Origin of the sequence: Burkholderia sp. B10 (assembly GCF_004368385.1) — a bacterium.
In the GTDB taxonomy this organism is placed as follows: domain Bacteria; phylum Pseudomonadota; class Gammaproteobacteria; order Burkholderiales; family Burkholderiaceae; genus Burkholderia; species Burkholderia vietnamiensis.
The window spans coordinates 13450-28194 of record NZ_PQMX01000049.1 but is presented as its reverse complement, the minus strand read 5'-3'; the positions used below and the strand labels follow the sequence as shown (position 1 = coordinate 28194).

The 14745-nt window shown below is 69.8% G+C and carries 14 protein-coding genes and 1 riboswitch; of the genes, 4 read left to right on the top strand and 10 right to left on the bottom strand.

Features of this window, described 5'->3' with window-relative positions; translation table 11 throughout:
• Positions 1 to 28 precede the first annotated feature (28 nt).
• The 5 genes from C3Y15_RS22150 to thiC form a co-directional block, all read right to left on the bottom strand.
• Complete coding sequence (locus C3Y15_RS22150; protein ID WP_069246195.1) at positions 29 to 1321, bottom strand: EAL domain-containing protein; 1293 nt, start codon at positions 1319 to 1321, stop codon at positions 29 to 31.
• 217 nt (positions 1322 to 1538) lie between these two features.
• Positions 1539 to 2465, bottom strand: coding sequence for a DMT family transporter (locus C3Y15_RS22140; RefSeq protein ID WP_059462922.1), 927 nt, complete (start codon positions 2463 to 2465; stop codon positions 1539 to 1541).
• Between the two features lie 129 nt (positions 2466 to 2594).
• Positions 2595 to 2843, bottom strand: a complete 249-nt coding sequence (locus C3Y15_RS22135; protein WP_011884086.1) for a hypothetical protein — start codon at positions 2841 to 2843, stop codon at positions 2595 to 2597.
• 211 nt (positions 2844 to 3054) lie between these two features.
• Positions 3055 to 3270 (bottom strand): glycine zipper 2TM domain-containing protein, encoded by a 216-nt coding sequence (locus C3Y15_RS22130; protein ID WP_034193216.1) that lies wholly within the window; start codon positions 3268 to 3270, stop codon positions 3055 to 3057.
• Positions 3271 to 3537: 267 nt separating this feature from the next.
• Positions 3538 to 5469 carry a phosphomethylpyrimidine synthase ThiC gene (gene thiC / locus C3Y15_RS22125; protein ID WP_011884090.1) on the bottom strand — a complete coding sequence of 644 codons (1932 nt, stop codon included), beginning with the start codon at positions 5467 to 5469 and terminating at the stop codon, positions 3538 to 3540.
• A gap of 124 nt (positions 5470 to 5593) precedes the next feature.
• A riboswitch (TPP riboswitch) is annotated at positions 5594 to 5710 on the bottom strand.
• 265 nt (positions 5711 to 5975) lie between these two features.
• Here thiC and C3Y15_RS22120 point away from each other — a divergent pair.
• From C3Y15_RS22120 to C3Y15_RS22100, 4 genes are all read left to right on the top strand, one after another.
• A complete protein-coding gene (locus tag C3Y15_RS22120) occupies positions 5976 to 6224 on the top strand; it encodes a pentapeptide MXKDX repeat protein (RefSeq protein WP_034193219.1) in 249 nt (82 codons plus the stop codon).
• 144 nt (positions 6225 to 6368) lie between these two features.
• Complete coding sequence (locus C3Y15_RS22115; RefSeq protein WP_045579497.1) at positions 6369 to 7001, top strand: cytochrome b/b6 domain-containing protein; 633 nt, start codon at positions 6369 to 6371, stop codon at positions 6999 to 7001.
• Positions 7002 to 7030: 29 nt separating this feature from the next.
• On the top strand, positions 7031 to 7819 hold the full coding sequence (locus C3Y15_RS22110) for a molybdopterin-dependent oxidoreductase (RefSeq protein WP_011884095.1): 789 nt from the start codon (positions 7031 to 7033) through the stop codon (positions 7817 to 7819).
• Positions 7820 to 8265: 446 nt separating this feature from the next.
• On the top strand, positions 8266 to 9456 hold the full coding sequence (locus tag C3Y15_RS22100) for an EamA family transporter (RefSeq protein WP_060081586.1): 1191 nt from the start codon (positions 8266 to 8268) through the stop codon (positions 9454 to 9456).
• Positions 9457 to 9475: 19 nt separating this feature from the next.
• Here the strand turns inward: C3Y15_RS22100 and C3Y15_RS22095 are convergent, their stop codons facing one another.
• From C3Y15_RS22095 to C3Y15_RS22075, 5 genes are all read right to left on the bottom strand, one after another.
• Positions 9476 to 10675: an MFS transporter gene (locus C3Y15_RS22095; RefSeq protein WP_011884099.1), complete on the bottom strand. Its 1200-nt coding sequence runs from the start codon at positions 10673 to 10675 to the stop codon at positions 9476 to 9478.
• Between the two features lie 409 nt (positions 10676 to 11084).
• Complete coding sequence (locus C3Y15_RS22090; RefSeq protein WP_014722779.1) at positions 11085 to 11909, bottom strand: phosphodiesterase; 825 nt, start codon at positions 11907 to 11909, stop codon at positions 11085 to 11087.
• Between the two features lie 38 nt (positions 11910 to 11947).
• A complete protein-coding gene (locus tag C3Y15_RS22085; protein WP_034193221.1) occupies positions 11948 to 12979 on the bottom strand; it encodes an ABC transporter ATP-binding protein in 1032 nt (343 codons plus the stop codon).
• A 26-nt stretch (positions 12980 to 13005) separates the two neighbouring features.
• Positions 13006 to 13902 (bottom strand): ABC transporter permease subunit, encoded by an 897-nt coding sequence (locus tag C3Y15_RS22080; RefSeq protein ID WP_059475894.1) that lies wholly within the window; start codon positions 13900 to 13902, stop codon positions 13006 to 13008.
• A gap of 10 nt (positions 13903 to 13912) precedes the next feature.
• Positions 13913 to 14737 (bottom strand): ABC transporter permease, encoded by an 825-nt coding sequence (locus C3Y15_RS22075; protein WP_014722781.1) that lies wholly within the window; start codon positions 14735 to 14737, stop codon positions 13913 to 13915.
• Positions 14738 to 14745: the final 8 nt, after the last annotated feature.

Genomic DNA, 14745 nt, shown 5'->3' with positions numbered 1-14745 from the left:
CCACTCCTCACCCGCGCCCCAGCGCCCCCTACCGCATCACCGTGCCCGCGCGGTCGAGCACGAAATCGACGCAGAACACCACGAGACGGCCTTCCGCGCGAATCGCGACGGCTGCCGTATAGCAGTCGCGGCCTTCGGTCAGCGAGAAATGCGGGCCCATCAGCGCAACGCGGCCGGGCGCGGCGATCGCGCGCTGGAAGTACGGGCGCCGCGACCAGTTGCTGTGCGTTTCCGGGAACAGCGGCGACAGCCGCGTGCCGACAGCCTGACCGGCGTCGACGCGCGCACCGATCGACGGCAGAAACTGTTCGCCGATCTCGTCCGTGACGAACACGCGCCGCGCCGCCGGCACCGTGAACACGCGCTGCGCGGCTTCCTCCAGGCTGCCGGTCGCCGCAAACGTCGCCGCCCCGGTGAGCACCAGCCGCTCGATCGCATCGAAGCCGGGCTGCCCGTCGCTGGCGGGCCGATGCCGCTGCGCGATGAAACGCCGCCATGCGGCGTCGAGCAGCGCGGGCGCCGCCGCGCTCGCTTGCGCGATCGACGCATCCGGCTGGCCGAACCAGAAGCCCTGCACGAAATCGATGTCGGCTTCCATCAGCGTCTGCAGCGCGTCGTCGCTTTCGACGCCTTCGGCGAGCACCATCGCGCCGGCCTGATGCAGCATCGACACCAGGTGATACATGATGCGCCGGTCGTCGGCCGACGAATTCGCCCGCTCGACCAGCGAGCGGTCGAGCTTCACGATATCGGGCCGCGCGCGCCACACGCGGTCGAAATTCGAGAACCCAGTGCCGAAATCGTCGATCGCGATCAGGAAGTCGCGGTGCTGGATCATGTCGATCGTGCGGGCGAGCGCATCTTCGTCGCGCGCCGCCTGCTCGACGACTTCGAGCACGATGCGGTTCGGTGGCAATCCGAAATGCCGGCACAGCGCATCGACGAAACCGCGCTGCACGAGGCCCGAATCGAGCACGCGCGGCGTCACGTTCAGAAACAGCCAGCCGTCGCCGATGCGTTGCGCGACGAAGTTGGCCGTATGCAGGCAGCGCGCGAGCCGGTCGAGCAGCAGCACGTCGGCCGCCGCGCGCGTGCGGTCGAAGAGCGCCGCCGGCGACCTCAGCGCGCCATTTTCGTCGACGACGCGCAGCAGCGCTTCGTAGCCGACCACGCGCTTGTGCGTGATCGACAGCACCGGCTGGAACACGCTGCGCAGCGTCGTGTCGCGGTAGGTTGCCACCCAGCCGCCGGGCGTCGGCGTCAGGCGTTCGAGCAGGGAGTCGAGCGAGAGTTCGCGGGGGAGGTCGCGGGCGGGCTTCATGTCGAAGATGCCCTGCGGCGATCGGCGAGACGGTCTCGTGCGCGCCGCGCCGAAACCGTCACACACGCGGGTGGACGCAAAAGAACGCGGTGCATCGTAACCGCCTTGTGCGGATGAGTGCTGCGAGTGTAACGGTAACTGCGCGCCGTGCGTATCAGGGAAACTCCAGACGCAAACGCTACACCGGCGCGCGGCGCAGGCGTCAGCCGCACGCCGCTCAGGCCGCCTCGCCGCCGCGCGGGCCGAAGCCCGGAATCCGTCTGATCACGCCGGTCGCGAGCGCGGTGCCAACGAGCACGATCGCGCAGCCCTCGATCATCACGATCGACACGCGTTCGCCGAGGAACAGCGCACCCCACAGCAGGCCGAAGACGGGGATCACGAACGTCACCGTGATCGCACGGGCCGGACCGACGTGCGCGATCAGGTAAAAGAAGATGAAATACGCGACGCCGGTGCAGGCGATGCCGAGCGCGAGCACCGCGCCCCACGCATGGACGCCGATCGCCGCGGCAGGCCACGTCGCGATCGCGAACGGCACCAGCAGCACCGTCGAGCCGATCATGCTGCCGGTCGCGTTGACGAGCGGATCGACGCCGCTGAGCTTGCGCTTCGTGTAATTGGCCGCGACGCCGTACAGCAGCGTTGCGCCGAGCGCGGCTGCCGCGGCCAGCACGGTCGCGGTCGCGCCGGTCGCGCCGCGCGCGCTGGCGACCTGATCCCACACGAGCGTCAGCACGCCGGCAAAACCGATCACGAGGCCGAGCGCGCGCGGCAACGACAGTTTGTCCTTCAGCCATAGGTAGGCGACGAGCGCGCCCCACAGCGGCGTCGTCGCATTGATCACCGACGTCACGCCGGCCGACAGCGTCAGTTCCGCAAACGCGAACAGGCAGAACGGCGCGCCCGAGTTCAGCACGCCGACGACGAACAACGGCCACGCATGCCGGCGCAACCGCGCGCCGAGATCGGCGGGCTTGAAGCGCGTGAGCGCGAGTCCCGTGAGGAACAGCGCTCCGATGCCCACGCGCAACGCCATCAGCGGCGCGACGCCGAATTCGGCGACGCCGATCCGGATGAAGAGGAACGACGCACCCCACAGGGCAGCGAGGACGGTCAGCAGAAGGGCGTTCTTGGGCGACATCGGGCGGCCGGCGAGAGGAGGAATGCGGTGGATGTTACACCGCAGGATCGCGCGTTCGTTTCACGATCGGATGAAACGACAAGAAACGGGACCTCGGCGCGCGCGCCCGCCCGGCCGCGCCCCGGTGCATCAATGGTGGCGCCAGCCGCCGCGGCCGCCGAAGCCGAAGTTCAGCGACACGGCCGGCCCCCAGTAACCGCCCCACGCCGGCCCGTAGACGGGCGCCGGATAGTAGTACGCGGGGTTGGGCGCGACATACACGGGCGCCGGCTGCACCGGCGCGGCCGCGTAATAACCGGACGAATAGTAGCCGTAAGGGTAGTAGCAACCGGCGAGGGCTGCGCATGCGAGCGCCGTGGCGACGAGGGTCCTGGTCATGATGTTTCTCCGGCGGGAGCCGATGCTTCAGCTTAGCCCGCACGGCGACGCATCGGCGAGCGAAAGGGTAACGGCGCGTTTCCGGGGGCATCGCCGCGCAATGTGCCAATGCGTGCCCGCCAATGCGAAACGGCGTTTCCGCACCGCGGAAACGCCGTTTTGCCCAAGCCGCCGCGCGCGGCGGCGACCTGGAATGAGCCTGAGCGTACGCTTACTTGCCGACCTGGTTGCCGATCAGGCCGCCAGCTGCCGCGCCGCCGAGCGTCGACAGCGCGTTGCCGCCGATCGCCGCGCCGGCCACACCGCCGACGCCTGCGCCAATCGCCGTATCGCGCTGACGGCGCGTCATCGAATCGCAGGCCGACAGGCTCGCCACCGTCGCGACGAGGAGCGCGCATACCCCAAAACGCCGAATCGAGTTACGCATGATCGTTGTCCTTGTGGTAGTGGAGGGAGGTCGCACGACCGTATCGAGGCTGTGCATATGGCCAATCTACCCGCCGTCCCGTCATGCTGCTGTAAGGACTTGTTAAGGCTCGGGCGCTTTCGTAATGAATTGTTTCTCGCCCGCGGGCAGGCATGCGCGATGCGACGAACGCGCAAAACAAAGCCCGCTCGAAAGCGGGCTCGTGCAGGCGTCGGCAGACGTGTGCGGGGCCGCGGCCCGTGCGAGCCGCGGCCTCCGCATGTCCGCTTACTGGCGGTGATAGATCTCCGCGCCGGTCTTCACGAACTCGACTGCCTTGACTTCCATGCCCTTCTGCAGCGCCTCGGTTTCCGACACGCCCTGTTGGGCGGCGAACTCGCGCACGTCCTGCGTGATCTTCATCGAGCAGAAGTGCGGCCCGCACATCGAGCAGAAATGCGCGACCTTCGCCGAATCCTTCGGCAGCGTTTCGTCGTGGAATTCGCGCGCCTTGTCCGGATCGAGGCCGATGTTGAACTGGTCTTCCCAGCGGAACTCGAAGCGCGCCTTCGACAGCGCGTTGTCGCGCACCTGCGCGCCCGGGTGACCCTTGGCGAGGTCGGCGGCGTGCGCGGCGAGCTTGTACGTGATGATTCCTTCCTTCACGTCGTCCTTGTTCGGCAGCCCGAGGTGCTCCTTCGGCGTCACGTAGCACAGCATCGCGGTGCCGAACCAGCCGATCATCGCGGCGCCGATGCCCGACGTGATGTGGTCGTAGCCCGGCGCGATGTCGGTGGTCAGCGGCCCGAGCGTGTAGAACGGCGCTTCCTTGCACCAGTCGAGCTGCAGGTCCATGTTCTCCTTGATCAGCTGCATCGGCACGTGGCCGGGGCCTTCGATCATCACCTGCACGTCGTGCTTCCACGCGATCTGCGTGAGCTCGCCGAGCGTCTTCAGCTCGCCGAGCTGCGCTTCGTCGTTCGCGTCGTAGATCGAGCCGGGGCGCAGGCCGTCGCCGAGCGAGAAGCTCACGTCGTACGCCTTCATGATCTCGCAGATCTCTTCGAAGTGTTCGTACAGGAAGCTTTCCTTGTGGTGCGCGAGGCACCACTTCGCCATGATCGAGCCGCCGCGCGACACGATGCCCGTCATCCGGTTCGCGGTGAGCGGCACGTACTGCAGCCGCACGCCCGCATGGATCGTGAAGTAGTCGACGCCTTGCTCGGCCTGCTCGATCAGCGTGTCGCGGAAGATTTCCCACGTGAGGTCCTCGGCCTTGCCGTTGACCTTCTCCAGCGCCTGGTAGATCGGCACCGTGCCGATCGGCACCGGGCTGTTGCGGATGATCCACTCGCGCGTTTCATGGATGTGCTTGCCGGTCGACAGGTCCATCACCGTGTCGCCGCCCCAGCGGATCGCCCACGTCATCTTGTCAACTTCCTCGCCGATCGACGACGTGACGGCCGAGTTGCCGATGTTCGCGTTGATCTTCACGAGGAAGTTGCGGCCGATGATCATCGGCTCCGATTCCGGGTGGTTGATGTTCGCCGGAATGATCGCGCGGCCGCGTGCGACTTCGTCGCGCACGAACTCGGGCGTGATCTCGGCGAGCGCGTTCGCGCCGAAGGCCGCGGCGCCGAACGCCTGGCCCGGGTGCTGGCGGCCCATCATCGCGGCGAGCTTCGCGCCGTTCGGGCCGCTCGCCTTCAGATTCTCGAGGTACTCGGCGCGGCGCTGGTTCTCGCGGATCGCGATGTATTCCATTTCCGGCGTGATGATGCCCTGACGCGCGTAGTGCATCTGCGTGACGTTCTTGCCCGCCTGCGCGCGGCGCGGATTGCGGTGCAGGCCGGGGAAGCGCAGGTCGGCGGTGGCCGGGTCGGCCGCGCGCTCGCGGCCGTAGCCGCTCGACAGGCCGTCGAGCACTTCGGTGTCGCCGCGCGCTTCGATCCAGCGCTGGCGCAGCGCGGGCAGGCCCGCGCGGATGTCGATCTTCGCGTCGGGGTCGGTGTACGGGCCCGACGTGTCGTACACGTAGATCGGTGGATTCTTTTCGCCGCCGAAGCCGGTCGGGGTGTCGGCCTGCGTGATTTCACGCATCGGCACGCGGATGTCGGGCTGCGAGCCGGTTACGTAAACCTTGCGCGAATTCGGCAGCGGGGCGACGGCAGCGGCGTCGACGTGGGCGTCGGCGGACAGAAACTTCGGATTGGCGTTCATGCAATCTCCTGTGTGAGCGCCGGGCAGGCGCTTCTGCGCAGGCCCGGAGCCCTTGACGAATGTGGGGCTCGAGCTAAGCAGGAGACGACGCTTGGTGAGGCGGCGGATTTCGTCAGGAGGATGGCGGCGAAATCCGTACGCTTCCCTGCGCTGGCATTATCCAGATCAGGTTCAAAGGGTATTTCTCACCCGCAATGCCGGTTGTTTGACCGGGCGCATTGCAGGACCCCCGCGTTAGCAGCGCACAAGATACACCGGCTTCGCGGCGGTTTCAACCGGCAGCCGGGCGCCGCCGCGGTGCGCCGCAGCATGGCCGCCGCCGCGAGCGCCCGCGCGGCCGGCAGCACGCCGCGCCGCCGCAGCGCGTTCGTGCGTCGCGCACGGGTGCGAAGCGGTGCAACATCGCGCGCGCTTGCGCGGCCCCAAAAAAATTTCGCGGCGGCTGTCATTTCCGGCGGCGTCGTTCGTCTATTCGGCTCCTCGAACCCATGTTGTGGAGAAATCTGATGAAAAACGTACTGATCGCCGCCTGTGTCGCCGCTTTCGCCGCGCTTGCAACGAGCGCTTACGCGCAGAACGACGCGATGTCGCAGGGCGCGTCGTCGATGTCGAAGGACGCGATGGGCCACGATGCGATGAAGAAGGACGGCATGAAGAAGGACGCGATGAAAAAGCACGACGCGATGAAGCCGGATGCGATGTCGCACGATGCGATGGGCAAGGCGTCGGGCGACAAGATGGCGCCGTCGAACTGACGCAACCGTACGGGCGCGTGGCCGCCGCGTGCGCAGCACGCCGGCCGGTTGCGCGTCGCGCTGCGCTGCGCGTGTCGTGGCGTGGCGCATCGTGCCGCGTCGTGCCCGTCCGCATCGACGCGGACGCTATCCGGAGTGTTCATCATGCCAACCCTTCCCGCCATCGGCCACGCGGCGGCCCCGCGCCCCGCGCGCCCGATTCATCCGCTGTGGGTGCGCGTGAGCCACTGGCTCAATGCGCTCGCGGCGATCCTGATGGTGCTGTCCGGCTGGCGCATCTACGATGCGTCGCCGATCTATCCGCCGTTCGTGTTCGCGCACGGCATCACGCTGGGCGGCTGGCTCGGCGGCGCGCTGCAATGGCATTTCGCGGCGATGTGGCTGCTCGTCGGCAACGGGCTGTTCTACCTGACGATGTCGATCTCGACCGGACGCGTCGCGCGCAAGATGCTGCCCGTCACGCCGCGCGCGGTGTGGCGCGACCTGGGCGCCGCGTTGCGCGGCCGGCTCGCGCACGACGACCCGAGCGTCTACAACGCGGTGCAGCGTGCGGCCTACCTGTTCGCGATCGCCGATCTGACCTTGCTCGTGCTGTCCGGGCTGACGATCTGGAAGTCGGTGCAGTTTCCGCTGCTGCGCGCATCGTTCGGCGGCTACGACAACGCGCGCATCGTGCATTTCTGGGCGATGACGCTGCTCGTCGCGTTCGTCGTCGTGCACGTCGCGATGGCGTTGCGCGTGCCGCGCTCGCTGCTCGCGATGCTGCGCGGACGCTGATTCGTCTGCTCACGATCGAGGAACTCATCATGTCCGAATCCGAATCCCCCGGCGAGCGCCGGCCGTGGACGCTCGACCGCCAGTCGCTCGCGCTCGACGTGCGGCGCGAGCTCGAAATGCCCTCCCGGCGCCTGTTCAACCGGCGCATCCTGACGCTCGGCGGCCTGACGATGCTGAGCGGCTGCACGCTGCACGACGATGCGTCGGTGAACACGTTTCTCGAGCAGGTGTCGCGCATCAACGATCGCGTGCAGGCGTGGCTGTTCAGCGGCGAGCGACTCGCGCCGACCTATACCGAGGCCGACATCACGCGGCCGTTCCCGTTCAATGCGTACTACGGCATCGACGAGGTGCCGCACGTCGACGCGTCGACCTACCGGCTCGTGCTGTCCGGTCGCGTGACCGGCAAGCGCGTATGGACGCTCGACGAGCTGCGCGCGCTGCCGCATGCGGAGCAGATCACGCGGCACATCTGCGTCGAAGGATGGAGCGCGATCGGCCGCTGGGGCGGCACGCCGTTCGGCGCGTTCCTCGCGCGCGCGGGCGCCGATACGCACGCGAAGTACGTCGGCTTCAAATGTGCGGACGACTACTACGAGAGCATCGACATGCCGACCGCGCTGCACCCGCAGACGCTGCTCGCGTTCGACTACGACGGCCGCCGCCTGCCGCCGGAATTCGGTTTCCCGATGAAGCTGCGGATGCCGACCAAGCTCGGCTACAAGAATCCGAAACACATCATGGAGATCTTCGTGACCGACACCTATCCGGGCGGCTACTGGGTCGACCAGGGCTACAACTGGTTCGGCGGATCGTGAGCGGCGGGGCGGTGCGGGGCGGGGCGGTGCGTCACGGCGGCGCACCGCGCGCGATGGTGGGCGATGGTGCGTGATGGTGGGCGGCGTCGCGCGGCGGCCGCCCGAGCCGGCCGTCGGCACACGCCCGACGTACCCGCGGCGTCCCACCTCACCCGTGCCGCGCCCGCAAATGTCGCGCCGAAACGTCAGTCGACATCCTTTCGGCCGGGCCGGGCGATCCTTTCGAATCCTTGATGCCATAATGCCGGGCATGCGCGCACGATGCCGTGCGCGCACATCTTGTCCGACCCTCTGCCGCCGCTTGCCGGTTCCTATTCGTCGCCGTTCGCACTGTCATGTCGTTCCGCACGCTCGTCCCCGCTTCCCCGGTCCCGTCTGGGCCGCTTGCCGGTTGCTCCGGCGTCTTGCAGCGGAGCGCGCCACCTGCCGTGCGGGCGGGCTGAACGATGACGCCACTCGACCGTCTGCTGGATTTCCTCGCCCGGCTGCCCCGACTGCCATTGCGCATCCGCCTGCCGCAAAGCCGCGGCGGCCGCGTCGCACTGGCGCTGGTTTTCATCTACTTCGTCTGGGGCTCGACCTACAGCGGCCTGCATTTCGCGCTGCAGTCGTTCCCGCCGCTGCTGCTGTCGGGCCTGCGCAACCTGCTCGGCGGCATCGGGCTGTTCGTGTTCGCGCTGCGCCGCAAGCCCGCGCGGCCGACGCTCGTCGAAGTCCGCAACTCGGCGATCGTCGGCACGATGCTGGTCGCGCTGTCGTCCGGCACGATCGCGCTGGGGATGCGCACCGTCAGCAGCGGCTCGGCCGCGGTGATGGTCGCGACGGTGCCGCTGTTCGCCACCGTGATCGCGGCGGTCGCCGGGCGCCCGGTCGCGCGAGGCGAGTGGGCGGCCGTCGCGCTCGGGATGGTCGGCATCGTCGTGCTGAACTCGGGCGGCGGCGGCGCCGCCAACTCGGCGCTCGGCACCATCTGCGTGCTGGCCGGCGCGCTGTTCTGGGCAGGCGGCGCGCATCTCGCGACACGGCTGAAGCTGCCGTCCGACCTGTTCCTGTCGACGTCGCTGCAGATCGGCCTCGGCGGCCTGATGTCGACGCTCGCCGCCTGGCTGATGGGCGAGCGCATCGAGCAGCTGTCGGCCGGCCCGGTGTTCGCGTTCATCTACCTGATGGTGTTCTGCACGATGGCCGCGTATGTCGCCTACGGCTATCTGATCCGCCATACGAGCCCGATCATCGCGAGCAGCTGCATGTACGTGAATCCGATCGTCGCGGTCGCGCTCGGCGCGCTGATGCTCGGCGAACCGGTCACCACGGCGACCGTCGTCGCGACGGTCGCGATTCTCGGCAGCGTCGGGCTGTCGTTCGTGTTCGATCCGGCGCGCCGGCCCGCGGCCGACGCTGCGCCGGCCATGTCGTCGGCCACGTCGCCGGCCGCCGTCGAGCTGCAAGCCGGCGCTGCCGCCGCGCCGGATCAGCCGGCGATGCCCGAGCCCGCGCCGATCCTCGCGCCGTCGGCCGTGCCGCTGGGGGTGCCGGCGCCGGGCGCCGTTGTCGATCCGGCCGCGGTGGTCGAGCCCGCGTCGGTGTTCGCTGCGCCGCCCGCCGACCAGCCGGCCGCCTCGCGCGCCGACGCGTGACGCCGCCGCGCGGTGACGCTCAGCTTCGGCGTGCGCCGCGGTGGTGGCACCAGCCGGCGAGCGCGGTAAACAGCAAGCCGGCCGTGCACATCCCGATCCAGCCGAACGCGTGCCATGCGGCGACGCCGATCGACGAGCCGAGCGCGCCGCCGATGAAGTAGCACACCATGTAGACGGTGTTCACGCGGCTGCGCGCGTCGGGCTTGAGCGCGTAGATGCGCGACTGGTTCGAGATCTGCGCAGCCTGCACGCCGACATCCAGCACGATCACGCCGATCACGAGCCCGACGAGGCTCGTGCCCGACACCGCGAAGATCGCGAACGACACCGCGATCAGCGCAATCGCGAGCGAGATGATCGTGCGCGGGCCGCGCTTGTCGGCGAAGCGGCCCGCATACGGCGCGGCCAGCGCGCCGGCCGCGCCGACGATCCCGAACAGCCCGGCGACCTGCGGGCCGAGATGGAACGGAGCGCCGGCGAGCAACAGCGTGAGCACCGGCCAGAACGCGCTGAACGCGGCGAACAGCGCGCCGCCCGTCAGCGACGCATCGCGCAGCCCGCGCAGTTCGACCGCCAGATGCCACATCGAGCCGAGCAGCTTGCCGTACGACAGCGTCGACGTCGGCGTGCTGCGTGGCAGGCGCAGCACGATCACCGCGGCGAGCACGACGAGCGCGGCGACCGACGCGCCGAACACCGCCCGCCATCCGAAATATTCGGCGACGAAGCCGGCCGCCGTGCGCGCGAGCAGGATGCCGAGCAGCAGCCCGCTCATCACCGTGCCGACCGCCTGGCCGCGCTCGGCCGGCGGCGCGATCTCCGCCGCGAACGGCACGGCCTGTTGTGCGATCGTCGCGAGCACGCCGATCGCGAGGCTCGCGGCTGCCAGCACCGCCAGCGACGGGGCGGCCGCGGCGACGATCAGCGCGATCGACAGGCCCGCAATCTGCATCAGGATCAGCCCGCGGCGGTCGAAACGGTCGCCGAGCGGCGCGAGCACGAACATGCCGGCCGCATAGCCGAGCTGGGTCGCGGTCGGCACGACGCCGATCCACGAGGCGCGGTCCGGAAACGCCGAACGGAACGCGTCGAGCAGCGGCTGGTTGTAGTAGATGTTCGCGACCGACACGCCGGCGATCGTCGCGAGCAGCAACAGCAGGCTGCGCGAATAGTGCGGCGAGGCGGCGTCGGTCGAGCGGTCGGGGGCGGCGGAGGACATGGTCGCGACGGGACGGAGTGGAACGGCGGCGCGCGCGGCGCGGCGCACGCTTGTCGAGGGTGCCGATCATACCGGAGCGTCGCGAATCCTGCCGGCGTGCGGCCGCGCCGTGCGGAAGACGGGAGACGGGCCGCGCGAGGGCCGCGATGACGTTGTGCGCGGGGAGGGCTTAGGTGCGGCTCGGATCGGGCTCAGGTGGCGCTCCGGTCATGCTCGGGTCGTGCCGGTTCGTGTTCCGATCGAGCGGGCGCTGCGCACCGAGCCGCGCCGGCGCGTACCGCCGCGCAGCGCCCATACCGACGTGCGCCCACGTATGCCGACGCACACGCGCTTACCTCGCACACGGACGCACACGCCAGCGTCCCTTGCCGGCGCCGCCCCTCGTCATCCCCCGTGCCGATGCCGCCCGTCAGTCGACCAGCTCGCCGCTCGGTTCATAGAACGGATACGGCCCGTCGCCTTCGTCGACATACACGTGATGCGACACGACGCCCGTGTCGGGCGCATGCGCGTGCACCGCGAATGCGGGCGGTTCGAGCCGGAACGCGGACGGCGCATCGGCGCGCAGGTCGAACGCGACCTGGTGCGCGGGCGCCGGCACGGCCGCCGCGAGCGTGCCGCCGAAGCGCGTGAACATCGTCCGGTGCACGTGGCCGCACAGCACGCGCTCGACGTTCGGATGGCCGCGCAGCAGCGCATCGAGTTTCGCGGCCGCGGCCGGCGCGAGCCGCAGCGCATCCATGTGGCCGATGCCGGACGCGAACGGCGGATGATGCAGCGCGACGATCACCGGCCGCTCGCGTGCGGCGTCGAGCTGCGCGGCGAGCCATGCGAGCCGTGCATCGCACAGGTCGCCGTGGCTCGCGCCCGGCACCTGCGAATCCAGCGCGAGCACGCGCACCGCGCCGATGTCGAGCGCGTACTGCACGAACGCGCCGTCGTGCAGCTCGGCGCGCTCGGGGAACGCGCGACGCAGCGCCGCGCGGTCGTCGTGATTGCCGACCATCAGGTAGTACGGTATCTCGAGCGGCGCGAGCAGCGCCCGCAGATGCCGGTATTCGTCGTCGTGGCCGAAGTCGGTCAGATCGCCGGTGACGAGCACCGCGTCGGGGCGCGGCGTCAGCGCGTTCAGCTTCGCGATGCAGCGCGCGAGCGCGGCGGCGGTGTCGACGCGCCGGTACGCGAGCTGGCCCGGGCGCTTGATGTGGAGGTCGCTGATTTGAGCAAGCAGCATCGTGGGGTCCCGGAATGTCGGTTGATCGTGGGGCGGCGTCACGCGGCGAGCGCGATCAGCCCTTCGGCTGCGATCGTCAGGCCGACCGCCGTGCCGCGCGCGAGCTCGATGCGGCCCGGCACGTCGATCACGAGCGCATCGGGCGCCGCGTGCTCGATCGTGAGCCGCGTCCGCTCGCCGAGGAACGCGCACGCGCCGATCGCGCCGCGCAGCGGCGCCTTCGCGGGATCGGCCAGCTGCGCGTCCTCCGGGCGGAAGAACCACTCGTCGGCGGCATGCGGCGTGACGATCGAGCCGCCCGTCGTCGCGAGCGCGCCGTCGCGCCATTGTCCCGCGAGACGGTTCAGCGTGCCGATGAACTGCGCGACCGTGCGGTTCGCCGGCCGGTAGTAGATGTCGCGCGGCGTGCCGATCTGCTCGATGCGGCCCGCGCCCATCACGACGATCCGGTCGCCGAGCTCCATCGCCTCGGCCTGATCGTGCGTCACGTAGACGGTCGTCACGCCGAGCTCGCGCAGCAGCGCATTCATGTCGCGGCGCAGCACGTCGCGCAGCTTCGCGTCGAGCGCGGTCAGCGGCTCGTCGAGCAGCAGCACGCGCGGCCGCACCGCGAGCGCGCGCGCCAGCGCGACGCGCTGGCGCTGGCCGCCGGACAGCTGATCGACCGGTTTGTCCGCATGCGCGTCGAGCCGCATCATCGCGAGCAATTCGTCGACGCGTTCGCGCAGGGCGCGCGGCGCGGTCTTGCGGATCTTCAGCCCGTAGCCGACGTTGCCGCGCACCGTCAGGTTCGGGAACAGCGCGTAGTTCTGGAACACCATGCCGACCTGGCGGCGCTCGATCGGCAGGCGCGTCACGTCGTCGCCGCCGAACAGGATGCGGCCGCCGGCGTCCGGCGTGTCGAGGCCGGCGATCAGGCGCAGCGTCGTCGTCTTGCCGCAGCCGGACGGGCCGAGCAGCACGAGCGTCTCGCCGGCGCCGATCGACAGGTCGAGCGGTTCGAGCACGCGCGTGCCGCGGAAGGTCTTCGCGCAGCCGGTCAGGGTGATGGGAGTGGAGTCGAGTTTCATGGGGCAGGGTAAGGGGTGGCGCGACATCAGCGCGCGCGGCGTCGCGCGGCGCGCGTGCCGGACGGATCGACGCCGAGCCATTGCATCGCGACGAGCAGCGGCAGCGTCATCAGCAGGAACACGATCGTGTATGCGCTGCCGACTTCGAGGCGCAGCGACGCATACGTATCGGCGAGCCCGACCGGCAGCGTTTTCGTGTCGGGCGTGTGCAGCATCCACGTCAGGTTGAATTCGCCGATCGACAGCGTGAGCACCGCGAGCGCGCCCGCGACGATGCCGGGGCGCAGGTTCGGCAGCACGATGGTCACGAAGCGCGTGACGAACGACGCGCCGAGGCTCGCCGCGCCTTCTTCGAGCGTGCGCAGCTCGGCGCCGGCCGCCACGGCCGCGACCGCGCGCACCATGAACGGCAGCGTGAACACGACGTGGCCGACGACGATGAACCACAGGCTCATCCGGAACGCGGTGAAGCCGCCGTACACGACCAGCAGCGCGAGGGCAGAGGCGAGGCCCGGCAGCGCGACGGGCAGCACGAGCGCTTCTTCGATGGCGCGCGCCACGCGGCTGTTGCTGCGCGCGAGCGCATAGCCGGCCGGCACGCCGGTGACGAGCACGATCGCGAGCGTCGCGAACGCGACGCCGAGCGACAGCGCGACCGAGCCTTGATACTGCTGCCACACCTGCTCGAGCCAGCGCAGCGTGAGGCCGCTCGACAGGCCGCGGAAATAGTTGACGGTGACGCCGGCGAGCACCGACATCACGACGGGCACGATCAGGAACGCGCACAGCAACAGCGTGACGCTCCATTGCAGCGCGGCGATCGCGCGTGCGCCGCTCACGCGCGGCGCGCGCAGCGTGGCGCCGCGCGCGTCGGACGGGGCTGGCGCCGGCGACGACGCGGATGAACCGGAAAGCGATTGCATGACTGCGTCCTCAGGCCGCGGCGGCGGCGGTGTGGCCGGCGAACCGGCGGGCGAGCGCGAGCACGGCCCACGTGACGATGCCGAGCACGATCGACAGGCCGGCCGCCGTCGCGATGTTCGCGTTCAGCGTGAACTCGGTGTAGATCGTCATCGGCAACACGTTCAGGTCGGTCGCGAGGGTGAAGGCGGTGCCGAACGCGCCCATCGCGGTCGCGAAGCAGATCGCGCCGGCGGCGATCAGGCCCGGCGCGAGCGCCGGCAGCACGATGTCGACGAAGATGCGCCACGGCGACGCGCCCAGCGAGCGCGCCGCTTCCTCGAGCGACGCGTCGAGCTTCGACGCGGCCGCGATCACGGTGACGATCACGCGCGGAATCGAGAAGTACAGGTAGCCGACGAACAGCCCGGCGACCGAATACGCGAACACCCACTTGTCTCCGGTCAGCTTCGAGGAGAGCATCCCGATCAGCCCTTGTCTGCCGGCGAGCATGATCACCATGAAGCCGACCACGACGCCGGGGAACGCGAGCGGGAAGGTCAGCAGCGCGAGCAGCACGCGCTTGCCCGCGAAGTCGCGGCGCGCGAGCAGCAGGCCGGAGATCGTCGACAGCGCGAGCGTTGCGAGCGTGACGCCGGCCGACAGCGCGACCGTTTCGCCGAGGCTCGTCATGTAGCGCGCGTTGCCGAGCAGCGCCGCGTAGCGCGCGAAGAACGCGCCGTCGGCGGACACCCGCACGAGCGCGGCCATCGGCAGCAGCCAGAAGGCGGCGAAGACCGCGAGCGCCGGCGCGACGAGCGCGACGCGCCAGCGCAGCGGAAAAGTGAGGTCGAGCATCGCGTCGT

Coding starts and splice junctions, on each gene's coding strand:
- C3Y15_RS22080 (WP_059475894.1), bottom strand. CDS start 13,902: ATGCAATCGCTTTCCGGTTCATCCGCGTCGTCGCCGGCGCCAGCCCCG.
- C3Y15_RS22075 (WP_014722781.1), bottom strand. CDS start 14,737: ATGCTCGACCTCACTTTTCCGCTGCGCTGGCGCGTCGCGCTCGTCGCG.
- C3Y15_RS22090 (WP_014722779.1), bottom strand. CDS start 11,909: ATGCTGCTTGCTCAAATCAGCGACCTCCACATCAAGCGCCCGGGCCAG.
- C3Y15_RS22115 (WP_045579497.1), top strand. CDS start 6,369: ATGCCAACCCTTCCCGCCATCGGCCACGCGGCGGCCCCGCGCCCCGCG.
- C3Y15_RS22120 (WP_034193219.1), top strand. CDS start 5,976: ATGAAAAACGTACTGATCGCCGCCTGTGTCGCCGCTTTCGCCGCGCTT.
- C3Y15_RS22140 (WP_059462922.1), bottom strand. CDS start 2,465: ATGTCGCCCAAGAACGCCCTTCTGCTGACCGTCCTCGCTGCCCTGTGG.
- C3Y15_RS22135 (WP_011884086.1), bottom strand. CDS start 2,843: ATGACCAGGACCCTCGTCGCCACGGCGCTCGCATGCGCAGCCCTCGCC.
- C3Y15_RS22100 (WP_060081586.1), top strand. CDS start 8,266: ATGACGCCACTCGACCGTCTGCTGGATTTCCTCGCCCGGCTGCCCCGA.
- C3Y15_RS22085 (WP_034193221.1), bottom strand. CDS start 12,979: ATGAAACTCGACTCCACTCCCATCACCCTGACCGGCTGCGCGAAGACC.
- thiC (WP_011884090.1), bottom strand. CDS start 5,469: ATGAACGCCAATCCGAAGTTTCTGTCCGCCGACGCCCACGTCGACGCC.
- C3Y15_RS22150 (WP_069246195.1), bottom strand. CDS start 1,321: ATGAAGCCCGCCCGCGACCTCCCCCGCGAACTCTCGCTCGACTCCCTG.
- C3Y15_RS22095 (WP_011884099.1), bottom strand. CDS start 10,675: ATGTCCTCCGCCGCCCCCGACCGCTCGACCGACGCCGCCTCGCCGCAC.
- C3Y15_RS22110 (WP_011884095.1), top strand. CDS start 7,031: ATGTCCGAATCCGAATCCCCCGGCGAGCGCCGGCCGTGGACGCTCGAC.
- C3Y15_RS22130 (WP_034193216.1), bottom strand. CDS start 3,270: ATGCGTAACTCGATTCGGCGTTTTGGGGTATGCGCGCTCCTCGTCGCG.